General features: G+C 70.9%; 13 protein-coding genes and 1 pseudogene. 3 read left to right on the top strand and 11 right to left on the bottom strand.

Features of this window, described 5'->3' with window-relative positions; all coding sequences use genetic code 11:
- Nucleotides 1–362: 362 nt before the first annotated feature.
- From ABT116_RS15185 to ABT116_RS15135, 11 genes are all read right to left on the bottom strand, one after another.
- Complete coding sequence (locus tag ABT116_RS15185) at nt 363–1,913, bottom strand: alkaline phosphatase D family protein (protein WP_351632806.1); 1,551 nt, start codon at nt 1,911–1,913, stop codon at nt 363–365.
- 179 nt (nt 1,914–2,092) lie between these two features.
- Entirely contained in the window at nt 2,093–3,580 is a 1,488-nt protein-coding gene (locus tag ABT116_RS15180) for a VCBS repeat-containing protein (RefSeq protein WP_351632804.1), read from the bottom strand.
- Between the two features lie 131 nt (nt 3,581–3,711).
- A complete protein-coding gene (gene obgE / locus ABT116_RS15175; protein WP_351632801.1) occupies nt 3,712–5,148 on the bottom strand; it encodes a GTPase ObgE in 1,437 nt (478 codons plus the stop codon).
- Between the two features lie 124 nt (nt 5,149–5,272).
- On the bottom strand, nt 5,273–5,527 hold the full coding sequence (gene rpmA / locus ABT116_RS15170; RefSeq protein ID WP_031107501.1) for a 50S ribosomal protein L27: 255 nt from the start codon (nt 5,525–5,527) through the stop codon (nt 5,273–5,275).
- A gap of 14 nt (nt 5,528–5,541) precedes the next feature.
- Complete coding sequence (gene rplU / locus ABT116_RS15165; RefSeq protein WP_030836278.1) at nt 5,542–5,862, bottom strand: 50S ribosomal protein L21; 321 nt, start codon at nt 5,860–5,862, stop codon at nt 5,542–5,544.
- Nucleotides 5,863–6,091: 229 nt separating this feature from the next.
- Nucleotides 6,092–10,282, bottom strand: a complete 4,191-nt coding sequence (locus ABT116_RS15160; protein WP_351632797.1) for an Rne/Rng family ribonuclease — start codon at nt 10,280–10,282, stop codon at nt 6,092–6,094.
- Between the two features lie 260 nt (nt 10,283–10,542).
- Nucleotides 10,543–11,325 carry a TIGR03936 family radical SAM-associated protein gene (locus tag ABT116_RS15155; protein WP_351632795.1) on the bottom strand — a complete coding sequence of 261 codons (783 nt, stop codon included), beginning with the start codon at nt 11,323–11,325 and terminating at the stop codon, nt 10,543–10,545.
- A gap of 48 nt (nt 11,326–11,373) precedes the next feature.
- Complete coding sequence (locus tag ABT116_RS15150) at nt 11,374–12,603, bottom strand: hypothetical protein (RefSeq protein ID WP_351632792.1); 1,230 nt, start codon at nt 12,601–12,603, stop codon at nt 11,374–11,376.
- Between the two features lie 97 nt (nt 12,604–12,700).
- The gene (locus ABT116_RS15145) at nt 12,701–13,168 is read right to left on the bottom strand and encodes a GNAT family N-acetyltransferase (protein WP_351632789.1); all 468 of its coding nucleotides are present in this window, start codon (nt 13,166–13,168) and stop codon (nt 12,701–12,703) included.
- Entirely contained in the window at nt 13,168–13,398 is a 231-nt protein-coding gene (locus ABT116_RS15140; RefSeq protein WP_351632787.1) for a helix-turn-helix domain-containing protein, read from the bottom strand. The genes ABT116_RS15145 and ABT116_RS15140 overlap by 1 nt, the downstream gene beginning before the upstream one ends.
- The gene (locus tag ABT116_RS15135; protein WP_351632785.1) at nt 13,398–13,895 is read right to left on the bottom strand and encodes a DUF2975 domain-containing protein; all 498 of its coding nucleotides are present in this window, start codon (nt 13,893–13,895) and stop codon (nt 13,398–13,400) included. The genes ABT116_RS15140 and ABT116_RS15135 overlap by 1 nt, the downstream gene beginning before the upstream one ends.
- A gap of 170 nt (nt 13,896–14,065) precedes the next feature.
- Here ABT116_RS15135 and ABT116_RS15130 point away from each other — a divergent pair, with 170 nt between their 5' ends.
- The 3 genes and pseudogenes from ABT116_RS15130 to ABT116_RS15120 form a co-directional block, all read left to right on the top strand.
- The gene (locus ABT116_RS15130) at nt 14,066–14,755 is read left to right on the top strand and encodes a GAF and ANTAR domain-containing protein (protein ID WP_351632782.1); all 690 of its coding nucleotides are present in this window, start codon (nt 14,066–14,068) and stop codon (nt 14,753–14,755) included.
- 857 nt (nt 14,756–15,612) lie between these two features.
- Nucleotides 15,613–15,825 carry a hypothetical protein gene (locus ABT116_RS15125; protein WP_351632779.1) on the top strand — a complete coding sequence of 71 codons (213 nt, stop codon included), beginning with the start codon at nt 15,613–15,615 and terminating at the stop codon, nt 15,823–15,825.
- 197 nt (nt 15,826–16,022) lie between these two features.
- Nucleotides 16,023–17,101: pseudogene (locus tag ABT116_RS15120) on the top strand (recombinase family protein); the annotation flags it as partial.

Genomic DNA, 17,101 nt, shown 5'->3' with positions numbered 1-17,101 from the left:
CAGCGGCGACCGGGGGCCTTCACGGGTTCCTCGGACGATGTCCAGTGCACGGTACGCGCTTTGGAGGCGCCCCGCGTACCGCGCCCGCCGCCCGCGGGGCCGGGCACGGGGGTTCCGGTGCCCGGATCTCCACTTCCCGGTGCGCACGGCTGCATGTGTTCTTCATGCCGTCAGCCGCTAATGCGGCTCCCCCGCCGGCGCATTGCCACGGAATTCCTGGTTGCGATTCCGCAGCATTTCGGTCTCGGCGAGAGCAATACGCCGCACACCCGGGTCGGGCTTCTCACCCGGCCCGCCCGCGCAGCACGGCGAAGAGCCCGGGACTCCGACGAGTCCCGGGCTCACGCGGCTCGCGGACCGGGTCAGACGACCTCGACGCCCGGCCGGCCCGCCTCGACCCTCAGCCGGGCCAGCGTGCTCGGGGCCGCCGTGGGCCGGCGCACCGTGTCGACCACCCTGACCTGGGCGTCGATACCGTCGCGGCGGACGTCGAACAGGTGGTAGCCGCGGTGCGCGTCGAGCAGCTTCCAGTGCGGGTTGTCCGGGCGCCGCGGGTCCCACTCCTTGCGGAAGGCCTCCTGGTCCTGGTCACCGTTGCTGGAGATGGAGGTGCCGACGAACTCGGCGCCGACGACCTTCGAGTCCGGGTCGGCGTAGTCCTCCTTGAGGTCGCTGATCATCGTCAGGTGCCGGTCCCCGGAGAGCACCACGGGGTTGCGGACCTGCCGGAACTCCTCCAGGAACGCGTTGCGTTCGGCCTGGTAGCCGTCCCAGGCGTCGTAGAACCAGAGCTTGCCCTCGCCGACCTTGAGGTCCGTCTCGGCCATCATGATCTGGGAGGCGATGAGGTTCCAGCGGGCGGGCGAGTCCTGGAGCCCGTTCAGCAGCCACTGCTTCTGCCGTGCGCCGAGCATGGTCAGCGAGGGGTCCTGGGCGCCGACCTGACTGGTGGCCTGGTCGCTGCGGTACTGGCGGGTGTCCAGGACGTTGAGCCGGGCCAGCCGGCCGAACTCCAGGCGGCGGTACATCCGGATGTGCGGTCCGTCCGGGACGGCGGTGGCACGGACCGGCATGTGCTCGTAGAACGCCTGGTACGCAGCGGTCAGCCGGGCGACGAACGCGTCGTGCGGCTGCTTGTCCGGGTCCTGCGGGATCTCGCCGGCGAAGTCGTTGTCCACCTCGTGGTCGTCGAAGGTCACCACGAAGGGCGCGTTGGCGTGCATCGCCGCGAGGTCCGGGTCGGTGCGGTACTGGGCGTACCGGTTGCGGTACTGGACGAGGCTGAACGGCTCACCGGTGCCCTCGTGCCGCCGCAGCGCCGTCGCCGAGGGCGTGGACTCGTAGATGTAGTCGCCGACGAACACCACGACGTCCGGGTCCTGGTCGAGCATGTCCGCGTATGGCGTGAAGTAGCCGTGCTGCCAGTTCTGGCAGGAGGCGAGGGCCATGCGCAGGGAGCCACCGGAGCTGTGGGGGTGGGGCGCGGTACGGGTGCGGCCGACGGGCGAGAGCTGCCCGCTGGTGCGGAAGCGGTACCAGTACGTACGGTCCGCGCGCAGCCCGCGTACGTCCACGTGAACGCTGTGCCCGTACTCGGGCCGGGCCTGGGCGGTGCCCCGTCGGACGGGCTTTCTGAACCGGGGGTCCTCCGCGAGCTGCCACTCCACCGGCACCACCCGGTCGGGCATGCCGCCGCCGTTCAGCGGGTCCGGGGCGAGCCTGGTCCACAGCACGATGCCGTCCGGGAGCGGGTCGCCCGAGGAGACGCCGAGGCTGAACACACCGTCCGGCAGCGGCGTCTCCGCCGCGCGCGCGGCGGCCGGGAGCCACAGCTGGGCGGAGGCCGCGGCACCGAGCACGGCGGCACCTGCGGTCAGAAAGCGGCGTCGGTCGGGGGATACTGCTCCGGTCATCGGCTGACTCCCTTACCTCGCTGGCCACATGGACACGGGGAAGCTTCACGCTCGCGGGCGGTCCGCCCGCTGAACGCCGGGGTTCACGTACATGACAACTAAGCAGACAAAGAGAGACTCGCCGCCAGCATCGGAACAAGCCGTTGCCGGGGCGAGTCTGACAGGTGATCAGTGACGGGTCAGCGGGCGAAACCCCTGCCGAGGGAAGAGCCGCTCGGGACCGTGCCGAGGGTGCCCGCGCCGAAGCTGACCGAGCCGGTCGCGGTGGGAGTGTTCACCGGGTTGGGGAACGCCCAGACGCCGCCGTCCCGGTTCTCGCCGGTGGCGCCGGCGAACAGTTCGGCCCGGCCGTCGGCGTTGACGTCGAGCAGGTTGGTGTCGCCGCCGAAGAAGTCGTTCCGCTCCGCCGTGCCCGGGACGTTCTTGGTGTTCTGGTTCATGCTGTAGGCGCCCTCTCCGGTGAGCCCCTTCTTGCCGCCGCGCAGGACGGTGACCTGGCCGGCCGCGTACACCTCCCCGAGGTCCTCGCTCGCGCTGCCGGTGGAGACGTCCGCGTAGCCGTCGGCGTTGACGTCGCCGACGGAGATGCTCCCGCCGAAACCGTCGGACCACTCCGAACTTCCGGGCACACCCGGGGTTTCCTGGGTGATGATCGTCGTACGCGAGGTGTCGGGGCCGGCGGCCGAGCCGTGCACCACGCCGATCTGACCGCCCTTCAGCAGCGGGTCGTCGAGGTCGGCTTCGCCGAAGCCGTCGTTCGGGCGGCCGATCACGAGGTCGGCGTACCCGTCCTTGTCCACGTCACCGACGCCGAGGCTCTCGCCGCCGCGCATGCGGGTGCCGTCGGGGTTGTTCACCGGGACGGGGGCGCTCAGGCCGTCATGGGTGCCCCGCAGGAAGACCGCGCGCCGGTGCCTGTAGTCGGGGTCGTGCATGTCGTCGTCGCTGACGTCGTGGATGAGCGCGACCAGGTCCGTGATGCCGTCGTGGTCGACGTCCCCGGCCGCCACATCGTCCGTGACGTACGCGGGCTCGATGGCCAGGGTCCGGCTCTTCGCGGCACCCGTGGTGCGGTCGAACGGCCCGGACAGCAGGCGGTTGCCGGTGGCGAGGTCCAGATGGCCGTCGCCGTCGAAGTCGCCGAGCGCCGGTGTCTCGGGGTCGACCCGGTCCTCCTCGGTTCCGGTGGCGACGGCGGTACCGCCGGACAGGCCCTGCTTCCCGCCCCACAGCACGGCGAGCGTACCGGCGTAGGTGACCTCCCCGACGCTCTCGCCCGGGGCGCCCACGACCAGGTCGGCGTAGCCGTCGCCGTCGAGGTCACCGGCGGCGAGACCGTCGCCGTAGTCGTCGTTGGTCTCCGCGGTACCGGGTATGCCCGGGGTGTTCTGGCTGATGACCTGCTTGCGGGTGAGATCGAGGCCCTTGGCCGAGCCGTACACGACGGCCACGTATCCGGCCTGGGCCTTTCCGTCGACCTTGCCGCGCGAGGCGGCGACGGCCAGGTCCTGGTAGCCGTCGCCGTTGAAGTCGTCCTGGAGCTTCTTGGCGACGGACGGGGCGGCCGGGGCGGCGTGCGCGGCCACCGGTGTGGTCACGGCCGCGACGACGGCGATGGCCGCGGCGACCGCTCGGCCGACCCTGCGCTTGCTCATGGACTGGGGCACGTCAACTCCGTTGATCTGCTGGGCAGTTGGTGTGCGGTGAAGAACAAGATCCTCACCGCACTGCCCTGTACGACTCACCGGAGAACGACTTGGTTGCACCCAAGTCCGTTGCAAATTTGCTTTTTGTTAACTCAGAACGGCTCGAAGTCGTCGAACTCCTGCTGCGCCTCGTCACGTTCGGCCTGCCGGTCCTTGCGGCGCTGCGCGGCCGGCCGCTCCCCCTCGAGCCGGTGGTCCTCACCGCGGCGGCCGAGCATCTCGGCCCCGGCCGTCACGGACGGCTCCCAGTCGAAGACGACCGCGTTGTCCTCGGGGCCGATGGCCACGCCGTCGCCGCCTCGGGCGCCGGCCTTCATCAGCTCCGCTTCGACACCAAGCCGGTTGAGCCGGTCCGCGAGGTAGCCGACGGCCTCGTCGTTGTTGAAGTCGGTCTGGCGCACCCAGCGTTCGGGCTTCTCACCGCGCACCCGGAACAGGCCGTCGGCCTCCTGCGTCACGGTGAAGCCGGTGTCGTCCACGGCCTTGGGCCGGATCACGATCCGGGTGGCCTCTTCCTTCGGCTTCGCGGCCCGCGCCTTCGCCACGACCTCCGCGAGCGCGTACGACAGCTCCTTCAGGCCCATGTGCGCCACGGCCGACACCTCGAACACGCGGTAGCCGCGCGCCTCCAGGTCGGGCCGCACCATCTCGGCCAGGTCCTTGCCGTCCGGTACGTCGATCTTGTTCAGGACGACGATCCGCGGCCGGTTGTCCAGCCCGCCGTACTGCCGCAGCTCCTCCTCGATGATGTCGAGGTCGGAGAGGGGGTCGCGCTCGGACTCCAGCGTCGCGGTGTCCAGCACGTGCACGAGCACACTGCACCGCTCCACGTGCCGCAGGAACTCAAGGCCGAGGCCCTTGCCCTGGCTGGCCCCGGGGATCAGCCCCGGCACGTCGGCGATCGTGTAGACCGTCGAACCGGCCGTGACGACACCGAGGTTGGGCACGAGCGTGGTGAAGGGGTAGTCGGCGATCTTCGGCTTGGCCGCGCTCAGCACCGAGATCAGCGACGACTTGCCGGCGCTCGGGTACCCGACGAGCGCCACGTCGGCGACGGTCTTCAGCTCCAGGACGACGTCCCGCAGGTCCCCCGGCTCACCGAGCAGCGCGAACCCGGGCGCCTTGCGCCGCGCGGAGGCCAGCGCCGCGTTGCCCAGCCCGCCCCGGCCGCCCTGCGCGGCGACGTACGACGTGCCGTGCCCGACCAGGTCGGCGAGGACGTTGCCCGCCTTGTCGAGTACCACTGTGCCGTCCGGCACCGGCAGGACGAGGTCCTGGCCGTCCTTGCCGGAGCGGTTGCCGCCCTCGCCTGGCTTGCCGTTGGTGGCCTTGCGGTGCGGGGAGTGGTGGTAGTCGAGCAGCGTGGTGACCGACTGGTCGACGGTGAGGATCACGTCCCCGCCGCGCCCGCCGTTGCCGCCGTCCGGCCCGCCGAGGGGCTTGAACTTCTCACGGTGGACGGAGGCACAGCCGTGGCCTCCGCTACCCGCGGCGACGTGCAGCTCGACGCGGTCCACGAAGGTGGTCATGGGATGTGCCTCCAGGTGCGTACGTATGTGTACGAGGTTCTACGGGGTTGTTCTCTGCGTAACACGCGAAAGGCGGACCCGCTTCCCGTGAGGGAAGTGAGGTCCGCCTCGCGAAAGTTTCCGATCAGGCGACCGGAACGATGTTCACGACCTTGCGGCCACGGTGGGTGCCGAACTGCACCGAACCGGCCTCGAGGGCGAACAGCGTGTCGTCGCCGCCACGGCCCACGCCGGAGCCCGGGTGGAAGTGGGTGCCACGCTGACGGACCAGGATCTCACCCGCGTTGACGACCTGACCGCCGAAGCGCTTCACGCCGAGCCGCTGGGCATTGGAGTCGCGACCGTTCCGGGTGGACGATGCGCCCTTCTTGTGTGCCATTTCTCCTCAGTCCCTTACTTCGCAGCCGTGGGGATCTCAGTGACCTTGATCGCCGTGTACTGCTGGCGGTGGCCCTGGCGACGGCGGTAACCGGTCTTGTTCTTGTAGCGCAGAATGTCGATCTTCTGGCCCTTGTGGTGGTCCACGACCTCGGCCTGGACCTTGATGCCGGCCAGCACCCACGGGTCGCTGGTCACGGCGTCGCCGTCGACAACGAGCAGGGTCGAGAGCTCGACCGAGTCGCCAACCTTGGCAGTGGAAATCTTGTCAACCTCAACGATGTCGCCGACAGCAACCTTGTGCTGGCGACCACCGCTGCGCACGATGGCGTACACGCGGGACTCACTCTCTCGCTCGGGAAACGGCACCCCCGCAGGCCAGCCGCCCGACTCAGCGAGCAGCCTCTCCTGGCGCCCGGCGCCCGGAGGATGAAGGTTTACGGGGATGTGACGCGTCAGTCGACACGCCGACGGTCAAGGTTACGGGGCCGCGGTCGAAGGGGTCAAACCGAGCCGGGCCCGCCACCTGTGCGACCGGTCACGCCGGTCGCACAGGCAGTGGATCTCAGCCCTCGTCGGTGGAGGCCGAGACGGAGGACGCGGACGACGCCGACTGCTCCGCCGCCACGGTCTTCTTCGACGCGGTCTTCTTGGCGGCGGTCTTGGTGGTCTTCGCCGCCTTCTTGGCCGTCGTCTTCTTGGCGGCGGTCTTCTTCGCCGTCGTCTTCTTGGTGGTGGCGGCCTTCTTCGCCGTAACCTTCTTGGCCGTCTTGCGGGCCGTCTTCTTGGCGGGGGCCGACTCCTCGGCGGCCTCCTCCGTGGCGGCACCGTCGGACGCGGGCACCTCCGCGGCCCCGGACACGGCCTCCTCGGACGCGGCCGACGGGACGACCACGACGGCCGTCTCCTCGGACGCCGTGGACGCCGTGGGCTTGCGCACGGCACGGCGCCGCGGACGGGCCGGGGCGGCGCTCTCGGCGGGCGCCTCTGCGGCCGGCTCGGCGGTCTCGGGCTGTGCGGCCTGCTCGGGCGCCTCAGCGGCGTCGGCCACCGGGGCGGTCTCGGCGACCGTCACCACGGTCGCCTCGGCCCCCGCAGGGGAACCGGCCGGAGCGGACACCTTGCGGGTGGCCCGCCGCCGGGTACGGCCCTTGGGAGCGGCTTCCTCGACCGGAGCGGCTACAGAGGCCTGAGCCGCCTGAGCCGACGGGGCCTGCGGGGCCTCGACCACCGGGTCCTCGACGGCCACCGGCTCGGCCTGCGCCTCGGCGGCCGGCTCGGGCTGCACCGGACGGGCGACCTCCTGCTCGGCGGTCACGTCCTGCGCCGTCGGCACCTCGGCCTCGGCCTGCTCGGCCCTGCCCCGGCCGCGCCGGGTCTTCTCCCTGCCCTGCTCGGCCTTCGGCTCGGCGGCCTCACCGCGCGGGGTACCCGCCGGAGCCGACGCCCGCCGGCTCGCCCGGCGACGCGACCGCCCACGGCCGGCCGCGGCCTCCGCCTCGGCGGCGCTGCTGTACAGCTCCTCGTCGGGCTCGAAAGCCGGCTCGGGCAGCGCGATCGGCTCGGCGGCCTCGGCTCCGACCTCCGCCTCGGTCTCCGCCTCCTGCTCGACGGTCTCGGCGGTGTCGACGGCCGCCTCGTGCACGTGCGGCTGCTCGGCGGCACCGGCACGGGCGCGCTTCTTGCGCTTGCCGCCGCCTCCGAGGGCCGTCGGCTGCTCCATGTGCACGATGACACCGCGCCCGTTGCAGTGGACGCAGGTCTCGGAGAAGGACTCCAGCAGCCCCTGCCCGACCCGCTTGCGGGTCATCTGCACGAGCCCCAGCGAGGTCACTTCCGCGACCTGGTGCTTCGTACGGTCGCGGCCCAGGCACTCCAGCAGGCGCCGCAGCACCAGGTCCCGGTTGGACTCCAGCACCATGTCGATGAAGTCGATGACGATGATGCCGCCGAGGTCGCGCAGCCGCAGCTGACGCACGATCTCCTCGGCCGCCTCCAGGTTGTTCCTGGTGACGGTCTCCTCGAGGTTGCCGCCCTGGCCGGTGAACTTGCCGGTGTTGACGTCGACGACGACCATCGCCTCGGTCCGGTCGATCACCAGCGAACCACCGCTGGGCAGCCAGACCTTGCGGTCGAGGGCCTTGGCGAGCTGCTCGTCGATCCGGTACGTGGCGAAGACGTCGACCTCGGAGGTCCACTTCGACAGCCGCTCGGCGAGGTCCGGCGCGACGTGCGAGACGTACCCGTGGATGGTCGACCACGCCTCGTCGCCGCTGACGACGACCTTGGAGAAGTCCTCGTTGAAGATGTCGCGCACGACCCGGACGGTCATGTCCGGCTCGCCGTACAGCAGCGTCGGCGCGTTGCCGTTCTTGGCCTTCTTCTGGATGTCCTCCCACTGCTGCTGCAGCCGCTCGACGTCCCGGCGCAGTTCGTCCTCGCTCGCGCCCTCGGCGGCGGTGCGCACGATGACGCCCGCGTCCTCGGGGACGATCTTCTTGAGGATGGTCTTCAGCCGGGCCCGCTCGGTGTCGGGCAGCTTGCGGCTGATGCCGGTCATGGAGCCCTCGGGCACGTACACGAGGTAGCGGCCCGGGAGGGAGACCTGGCTGGTCAGGCGGGCGCCCTTGTGGCCGATGGGGTCCTTCGTCACCTGGACGAGCACCGACTGGCCGGACTTGAGCGCGGATTCGATGCGCCGCGGCCCGTGCGCCATGCCCAGCGCCTCGAAGTTGACCTCACCGGCGTACAGCACGGCGTTGCGGCCCTTGCCGATGTCGATGAAGGCGGCCTCCATCGACGGCAGCACGTTCTGCACCTTGCCGAGGTAGACGTTGCCGACGTACGAGGTCGACTGCTCCTTGTTGACGTAGTGCTCGACGAGCACGTCGTCCTCGAGGACGCCGATCTGCGTGCGGTCGCCGTTCTGGCGGACGACCATCACGCGCTCGACGGCCTCCCGGCGGGCCAGGAACTCGGCCTCGGTGATGATCGGGACGCGGCGGCGGCCCTGCTCGCGGCCTTCGCGGCGGCGCTGCTTCTTGGCCTCCAGACGGGTCGAGCCCTTGATGGACTGCACCTCGTCGGACGGCTCGGCCTTGGGGCGGGGCTCGCGGACCTTGACGACCGTGCGCTCGGGGTCGTCGTCGGAGACCTCGGAGTCGGTGCCGGAGTCACCGGCACGGCGACGGCGGCGACGGCGACGGCGGCTGCTGCTGGAGCCGCCCGAGCCGGACTCGTCGCGGTCGGTGGCGTCCTCGGTGTCCTCGTCGTCCTCCTCGGCGCCGTCCTCGGTGTCCTGCTCGGCGCTCTGCTCGGACTCGGCGTCCTCGCCGCCCTCACCGTCGGAGTCGGCCGACTCGCCGCGCCTGCGGCGGCGGCCGCCCCGGCGACGGCGGCGGCGCGAGCCGGTGCCCTCGGACTCGTCCTGCTCATCGCCGTCGGCCTGGTCCTCGGCGGACTCGTCGGCCTCCTCCGCCTCGTCGGCGGTGGTGTCGACGGCGGCGGTCTCGGGGGCCTGTGCCTCGGGCTCGTCGCCGGCACCGCGGCGACGGCGGCGGCGACGCGAGCCGCCGGTCTGCTCCTCGCGCTGGGCCTCGGTCGGCGCGGACTCCTCGGCCTCCTGGGGCTCCTCGGCCCCGGCCGCCTCGGCGGCGGCAGCGGCAGCGGCCCGCTCCGGCGTCTGGAACTGGGGCTCGGTGAAGACGGGCGCCTGGAACAGCGCGACGGCGGGCCGCCTCGGACGCGAGGACGACTCGCTCTCGCTGTCGGCCGCATCCGCGGACACCGGAGCGGCGGCCTTGGAGGCCCTCCCGCCCTTGGCGGGCTGGGCGGGCTCGGCGAAGCCACCGGCGGCCCGGCGCACGACCCGGCGGCGGCGACGCGGACCGGTCTCCTCGACCGACTCGGCCGACTCGGCGGCGGTGTCGGCGGGGGCCTCGGCAGCGGGGGCGGGCTCGGCGGCAGCGGTCTCGGAGGCGGTGGCCCCGGACGCGCGGGCGGGCTCGGCGGCGGGGTTCTCGGTCACAGCTTCCTTCGCCTCCTCGGCGTTCCCCTCCACCGCGTCCGCGGCGGAAGGCGCCCCGGCAGGCGCGGACGCCTTCCGCGAGGCACGCCGGCGAGTCCGACGCGGAGCAGCCTCTTCAGCGGCCTCGGCTCCTTCGACGGCGCCGTCGGTCACGACCGCCGGCTGGGCGGCCTCGGCCTCGGCCGGTGCCGCGGCCGTCTCCGCAGGGGTGGCGGCGGGCGAGGTCACGGTGCGGGTGGCACGACGCCGGGTGCGCTTGGGGGCGGCGTCCCCGGAAACCTCGGCGGGCACGGCGGCCTCGGACGGCTCGGCGGCCTCCGACGGCTCGGCCGTCCGGTCGGCGGCGGGGGTGGCGGCGGTCACCGGGACCACGGTCTGGGCGGCCTCTGCGGCTTCCGGAGCGCCGGCGGGTGCCGACGCACGGCGCACGGCGCGACGCCGCTTGGGCGGGGCGGGCGCGGCGGCCTCGTCACTCTCGACGGCCTCGGGAGCCCGGTCCGCCCCGGCAGCGGCTGCTTCGACCTCGTCGGCCTCTACGACGTCGGCCGCGAGGTCCTCGGCCTCTGCGGCCGCTATGGCCGGCGCGACGGTCTCCACCGGCGCGTCGGAGGAGGCACCGGTGGGCGGGCCCGCCGGGCGGGACGCGGCACGGCGCCGCCGGCGGGGCGGCAGGGTGTCGCTGGGGGTGTTCTGTTCGGAACCCTCGGTGGGTTCGGTCGGTTCGAGCATGCGGGCTTGTCTCCCGTCAGGCTCCCGGGCGCCGCGCCTGGTCCGGCGATGCCGGTGACGTCCGCGGCGCGCGCTGTGCGCGTTCGCCGCCGTCCGGGGCGCGGGCGCCGCACGGGAGCTCTCTGTGTCCTGTCTCGCCGGTTCCGTACGCCGAATGCGTACGGCCTGGCGAAAGTCTTCTGGTCGGTGCGCTGCCCGACCCAGGTGGCTCCCGAGTCCGAGGGCGGCGCTACGACGTCCGTCCCTACGCGGAACCTTCCTTACGCCGGCGCCGCCGCGGTGGCAGTCGGTTCGGCCGTTGAGTGGGCCTCGACTGCCTCGCGGTCGGGCGCGAGCGGGTCGGTCACCGTGCCGGTCTCTGCATCGAACAGCCCCTGCGCCAGCCTGGTCACCGCTGCGGGGACCGGCGGCGCCAGGTCGGCCACGGCGCGGAGACCGGACAGGACGTCGTCGGGTCGTACGGCAGGCGTCACGTGCCGAACAACCAGCCGCAGTATCGCACAGGGCTGGTCGGTCGGCCTATCAGCCTGCGAACTGTGCGTTTCCGTGAGGTCGCGGACCTCGAGGCTCGCCACGGCGGCACGGGCGTCGAACGTACGGACGCCGTTCTTCGCGAGCCGCTGGACCTCGACGGTCCCGGCCGCGTTGAAGGCGTCCGCCGCCCGGCGGGCCTCCTCCGGCGGCACTCCGTCCAGCCGGAGCTCCCAGACGGAAGCCGTCAGCCGGTCGGCGAGCCCCGAGGTGCGGGCCTCGACCGCCTCGGTGATGTCGAGCCCGGTGGGCAGCGACTCGTCGAGAAGGGCCCTGAGCTGCTCCGGGTCGCGGGGCGCGGTGAGGGCGATCTCCAGGTATTCCGCCTCACTGCCCGTGCCGGTGGGTGCGGCATTGGCGTACGACACCTTCGGGTGCGGTGTGAAGCCCGCCGAGTAGGCCATCGGCACCTCGGCACGGCGCAACGCACGCTCGAAGGCGCGCTGGAAGTCACGGTGGCTGGTGAACCGGAGGCGGCCGCGCTTGGTGTAGCGCAGTCGGATGCGCTGCACCGCGGGTGCGGGCGGCGGGCCTTCGGGCTGTCGCTTGCCCAGTGTCGTTCAGTCCTTCGTGAGAGCGGTCGTACTGCTACCAAGAGTACGTGCCTCGCGCCCCGAAGGTTCCCCACGGTCGGCGAGCTGCGGCCGGCGAGGCTCACCGAAGAGCATCCGCCGGAAGTCGGCGCGGGCCTGGCGTACGGATTCGCGGGCGGCGGCCACTGCCTGCCGGGTGGCCCGCCGCACACTGCGGGCGGCCTCGGCCGCGGGCCGCAGGACGGCGTCCCGGACGACGTGCCCGACGGGTGTCAGCACGCTGCGGTACACCCACCGCACCGGCTCGACGAAGATCCACCGCAGGAGGGTGCCGAGGAACCGCCCGACGGCCAGCGAGATGTGCCCGGCGACGCGCCAGGCGTGACCGAGGGCGTCCCACACCTCCCGCCCGATGACGGCGAGGACGCGTCCGACCGGCGTGAGGACCCACCGCCAGAGGGCGAGCGCGGGCAGGACGAGCAGGATGCGGGCGATCCAGTAGAGAGCCACGCCGATTCCGGTGACGGCCGTGCTCACCAGCCGTACGAGCCCCTTGACGCACCAGGCGACCGCGCGGCCGACGGGCGCGAGCACCCAGGTGTACAGCCACCCGGCCGGTACGACGACGAGGTACCTGACGAGCCAGGCCAGGACCGTCCAGACGCCGATGCCGAGCGCGGCCAGTCCGCCGCCGAGCCCCTTCAGGACCCACATCACCGCGTGGCCGACGGGCGTGAGGAGGTAGGCGTACACCCAGCCGAGCGCGGCTCCCGCACCCCGCGCGACCCAGCCGATCGCCGCCCCGAAACCCCGGGCGACCCATGCGATCGCGTGCCCCACCGGGGTCAGCACGCAGCGGTGGAGCCACACCAGCGGCACGACGACGAGGACGTGGCCGAGCCATCCGAGGGCCTTGCCCACCGGGACGACGACGTAGCGCCACAGCCCGACGAACGGCCAGACGAACACCGCGCGACCGACCCACAGCAGCGCCCGACCGAGCGGCCGGAGCAGCGCGTCGTTCAGGAACCGCCCGGTGACGACGAGCGCGTCCCACAGCATCCGCACGGGGACGACCAGGACGAGCACGATGATCCGTACAGGGATCCTGATGGCGACGGTGAGGCATCCCTCGGGGGCCTGCGGCTCGCGCGGGGCGGGCGGCTGCGGCTCGCGCGGGGCGGGTGGCTCGGCCGGCCGCTTGTGCAGATCGACCCGTGCCTCGGAACCCTCGCGGGGATGCTTCTCCAGATCCATGCCGTCGTAGACGCTCTCAGTGCCCCGCCCGGATCCAGCACCGCACAGTCCGCCCCGTTCTCCCGCGATTCCTCCACTCGGCACAAGATCATACGGCTCAGGCCCGGGCGACCTGCGCCTGCAGCAGCCGGGACGACTCCTGGAAGCCGCTGCGCGCGTACGCGGGGATGGCCCGCGTACTGGAGTGGACGGTCACGCGCTCCAGCCCGAGTTCGCGGGCGCCGTCAAGGACGGCCCGGATGAGCCGCCCGCCCAGTCCGCAGTCGCGTGCCTCGGGTACGACGTAGACGCACTGCAGATCACCGGAGGCCCGCCGCGGCGCCCGGGGCGTGGGCACGCGCTGCACGACGGCGAGCCAGGCCATTCCGATGACCCGGTCGCCTCGGACGAGCACCATGCAGCGGTGGGAGCCGGCGTTCTCCCCCGCCCATGCGACGAAGTGCCGTACGAAATCGTCGCGTTCGCCGAGGTCCTCCGAGCCGTTCTCGACGAGCCACTCCCACCGGAGGTTTGCCACGGCCGCGAGTTCGGCGGGCCGGGCCGGGCGGATGCTGATGTTCTCCATCAGGGCATTGTGGGGTCCGCCGCTCGGTCCTTCTCCCAGCGCAGGAGGTCCCCCGGCTGGCACTCCAGCACCTCGCACAGCGCGGCGAGGGTGGAGAAGCGGACCGCCTTGGCGCGGCCGTTCTTGAGGACCGCCAGGTTGGCGGGGGTGATGCCGACGCGTTCCGCCAGTTCCCCCACGGACATCTTGCGTTTGGCCAGCATCACGTCGATGTCGACGGCGATCGGCATCAGATGACCTCTTCCAGCTCTGCCTTCATCTGGGCCGCCTCGATGTCGCGTGCGACGGCCTGCGCGAGCAGCATCCGCAGCACGAGCACGACCAGCGCGACGCCGAGCACGGCCACCACGACCCCGCACAGCAGAAGGACCACCCCGGGAGCGACGGCCTCGCCCGGCGCGAGCACGACCGCGAGCGCGAAGACCAGCAGGGCGGCCGCCACGAACGCGCCGATCACGATGTGCACATAGCGGAAGGCGCCAGTGGAGAACACCGTCCCGCGGCGCACCATCGTCACCAGCCGCCACACGCAGACCACGACGACCTGTGCCGTCACGATACCCAGGATCGTGATCACCAGGATCGGGGTGCGCAAGTACGCGTACTCGGGCCTGAGTCCGTTCATGTCCACGGCCAGCAGCGGCACCATCACCGCCTGCACGAACAACGACCCGGCGAGCAGCACCACGAGCACTCCACGCAACGCCGCCACGGCAAGCTTCCCCATCGCCACCCCTTCGATCGGCCTGCGATGGAAATCTATCGAGATTCGATAGGTTACGCAAGGGGGCTGCTCATGTGCGCCGCGGCCAGGTCGCGCGGCCTGCCGGTGTGTGCGACACGTGACACCGTGGCAGGAGGTATGCATGCCCGGCACTCGGACCGAGGAGGACGACAGTGGACTGGCGCGTGTTCGCACGGGAGATGGCCTCCATGGCGCGCGATCTGCTCGCCCAGGACTCGGTCGGCGCCACGCTCAAGCACATCACCAGAGCGGCCACCGAGCGCGTGTCGGGGTGCGACGCGGCCGGCATCCTCCTGCTGCACGGCAAACGCGTGGAGACGCTGGCGCCCACCGACGACCTGGTCGTCGAGAGCGACCGGTTGCAGGAGCGCCTCGCGGAGGGCCCCTGCTTCGACGCGGCCCGGACCAGCACCGGCGAGCGCGTGTTCCGCATCGCCGACTTCACCGCCGAGCAGGAGCACTGGCCTGCCTACGCCACCCGGGCCCGCGAACTGGGCGTGGGCAGCATGATGGGCTTCCTGCTGTACACCGAGGACGAGGATCTGGGCGCGCTCAATCTCTACTCGCACCGGCCGGGGTCCTTCACGGACGACAGCGAGACCGCCGGCTGGCTGCTGGCCTCGCACGCGGCAGTCGCCTTCTCCAGCGCCCGCAGCCACGCCCAGATGGAGCAGGCACTGGCCACGCGCCACACCATCGGTGAGGCCATGGGCATCCTCATGGGCAGCCACCGCCTCACCGAGGAGCAGGCGTTCGACGTACTGCGTCGCTACTCGCAGGAGAAGAACGTCAAGCTCCGCGAGGTCGCCCGGCGAGTCTGCGAAGAAGGCCGCCTGACCTGACGGCTCCCCCAGCACACATTCTGAACTGGGGGAACCTGGCCGGGTCGATCCCCCGGGGGAGCGTCATCAACTCGACCTCCTCTGCGGGTCCCCCTCAGAACGGCCCTCTCACCTCCCTGGTCCTCCCACTTGGGGCGCGACGCGAGCAGCGTGTGCTTCGCTTCCCCTTCTTCGGATGAGCCGTGGGCCACATCCGGCAATTCCTGAGGACCACCGGACAGAAGCCACCCGTGCGAGCGATTACACAGATTGAAGGTCCAGGTAAACCCTGCACACGGCCGGAGTGCCTGGCAAGGGTGAAGATATCCATGACCGACCTCAAGGCACTGATCGGCCTCCACTGGCTCGCACCCCAGACTGCGGCGGAATTGCGTCGCGCCGCGGAGGAAGCGCGCCGGCAGTCTGGTGGTACGAGGACCGCTCCCTGACGCCGGAAGGCTTCGCAGCCGTGACTTGACGGAGGCCCGGATTCGGCATCCGCGACACGTCAGCGCACTGAATCACGCTTTTCTCGGCAATTAGGAGATCGTCGATGCACAATAGAGCATAGAGAGCCATCTCGAATCCTTCTGGGAGATCGAGAACTGTTACGCCCGGTCATCACCGACCGGAGCGCCAATCTTCCTCAGCTCGGGGCATAGCGGTGGGACAGGGAATCCAGAAAGGACGCCCACACTGCGGAGCCAACCGCGAAGAAGGGCCCCTCGGACACTTTCGAATTCCTGACCACGACGGGACGAAATCCCCCGGTGATCTCGATACCCGGGAAGGGGAGCGCTCGGTCAGCCGGCAACCGTCGTCCGAGTACTCCCCCACCGCGGAGCGCCCCAGTCCACTCGATTCACCCAGGAGGCCTCATGACTCAGGCGCCGCCTCCTCCTGCCGGAGGCCTGTCGCAGGGAGCCCTGCTCATCATCATCGCCCTGCTGATCGGCCTTTTCACAGGCCTCGCAGCAGGCGTGCTGGCCGTTCTGCTCCACGCGACGATCCTCGACGCGGCGAAATGGGCAGGCGGCACCTTCATCGCCATCACGATGCTGCTGTTCAAGATCCGCGAACTCTTGCGGTGACGCACCTCCACCTGCTGTCGGCCACTCACGATGGACCGACAGCAGGACCGGACGGCTCTCCTCAGTGCGTGTGCCCGCCAGGAGCCGGTGCAGCGTTCTTGACCGTCAGGGGCAGCAGCTTCTTGCCCGTAGGGCTGGATGCTCGTGTCCATCTGCGGCCATTCACCAACGGACCCAAAACCGCTACCGTGCAGGTCATGGGGAAGCGAACGAGGACCCGCGCCGCAACTGACCGCGGGCTGTACTCGATTGATGCCGAATGGTCCGAGGCTGACTTAGCGCTCTTACGGGAGCTGAAGAAGGCGGAAGCCCTCCTGCTGGACGACGCACCGCGGGCACTCTTGTCCGTGCGTCTGTCGGTCCTCACCGACGACACGACATCGCCCGTCCGGCAGGAACTCGATCTACGCCTGCTCGCCAGGGAGCGTGGCTGCCGAATGGTCGGAGTCGCGAGCGATCTCAACGTCTCGGCGACGAAGGTCCCGCCGTGGAAGCGCAAGGAGCTAGGGGACTGGCTGAACAACCGGGCCCCCGAGTTCGACGAGATCCTTTTCTGGAAGCTGGACCGCTTCGTACGTCGCCTCTCGGACCTCAGCACCATGATCGACTGGTGCTTGAAGTACGGGAAAAACCTCGTCTCCAAGAACGACTCGATCGACCTGACCACGACGGCCGGGAAGATCATGGTCACGATCGTCGGTGGCATCGCCGAGATCGAGGCCGCCAATACCAGCACGCGTGTAGCGAGCCACCAAGACACAGAGCGACTGGCTTGTGGGCAAGCCGGCGTACGGATACGAGACGGCTGAGGACGAGAACGGCAAGGTCGTACTCGTCATCAACGAGGACGCGCACCGGGCACTGCACTGGTGCCACAAGGCCGCCTTGCGGGACAAGCCGGCTTCCGCCCGGCGCATGGTCAAGGTCCTTGTGCGAGCCGGCCTCTGCGGATCGGGCCTGACAGCGTCGACACAGCTCCGCCGACTCAGGAACCCGGCGCTCATGGGCTACCGCGTAGAAGAGGACAAGAACGGGGGCGTACGCCGCTCGAAGATCGTCTTGGGGAGCGACGCGAAGCCCATCCGCGTGGCAGACCCGATCTTCACCGAGGACGAGTTCAACAGCCTCCAGGAGGCCCTCGACCGTCGGGGAAGGAACCAGCCCACCCGGCGCCCGGAGGGGGCAACCAAGTTCCTCGGCGTCCTGATCTGCCATGACTGCGGCTCGAACATGACTGTTCAGCAGAACCGCGTCAAGAATTGGTCCTACTCGTATC

Origin of the sequence: Streptomyces sp. NPDC002130 (genome assembly GCF_040296465.1) — a bacterium.
Taxonomy (GTDB): domain Bacteria; phylum Actinomycetota; class Actinomycetes; order Streptomycetales; family Streptomycetaceae; genus Streptomyces.
This window is presented reverse-complemented; position numbering and strand designations above follow the sequence as displayed.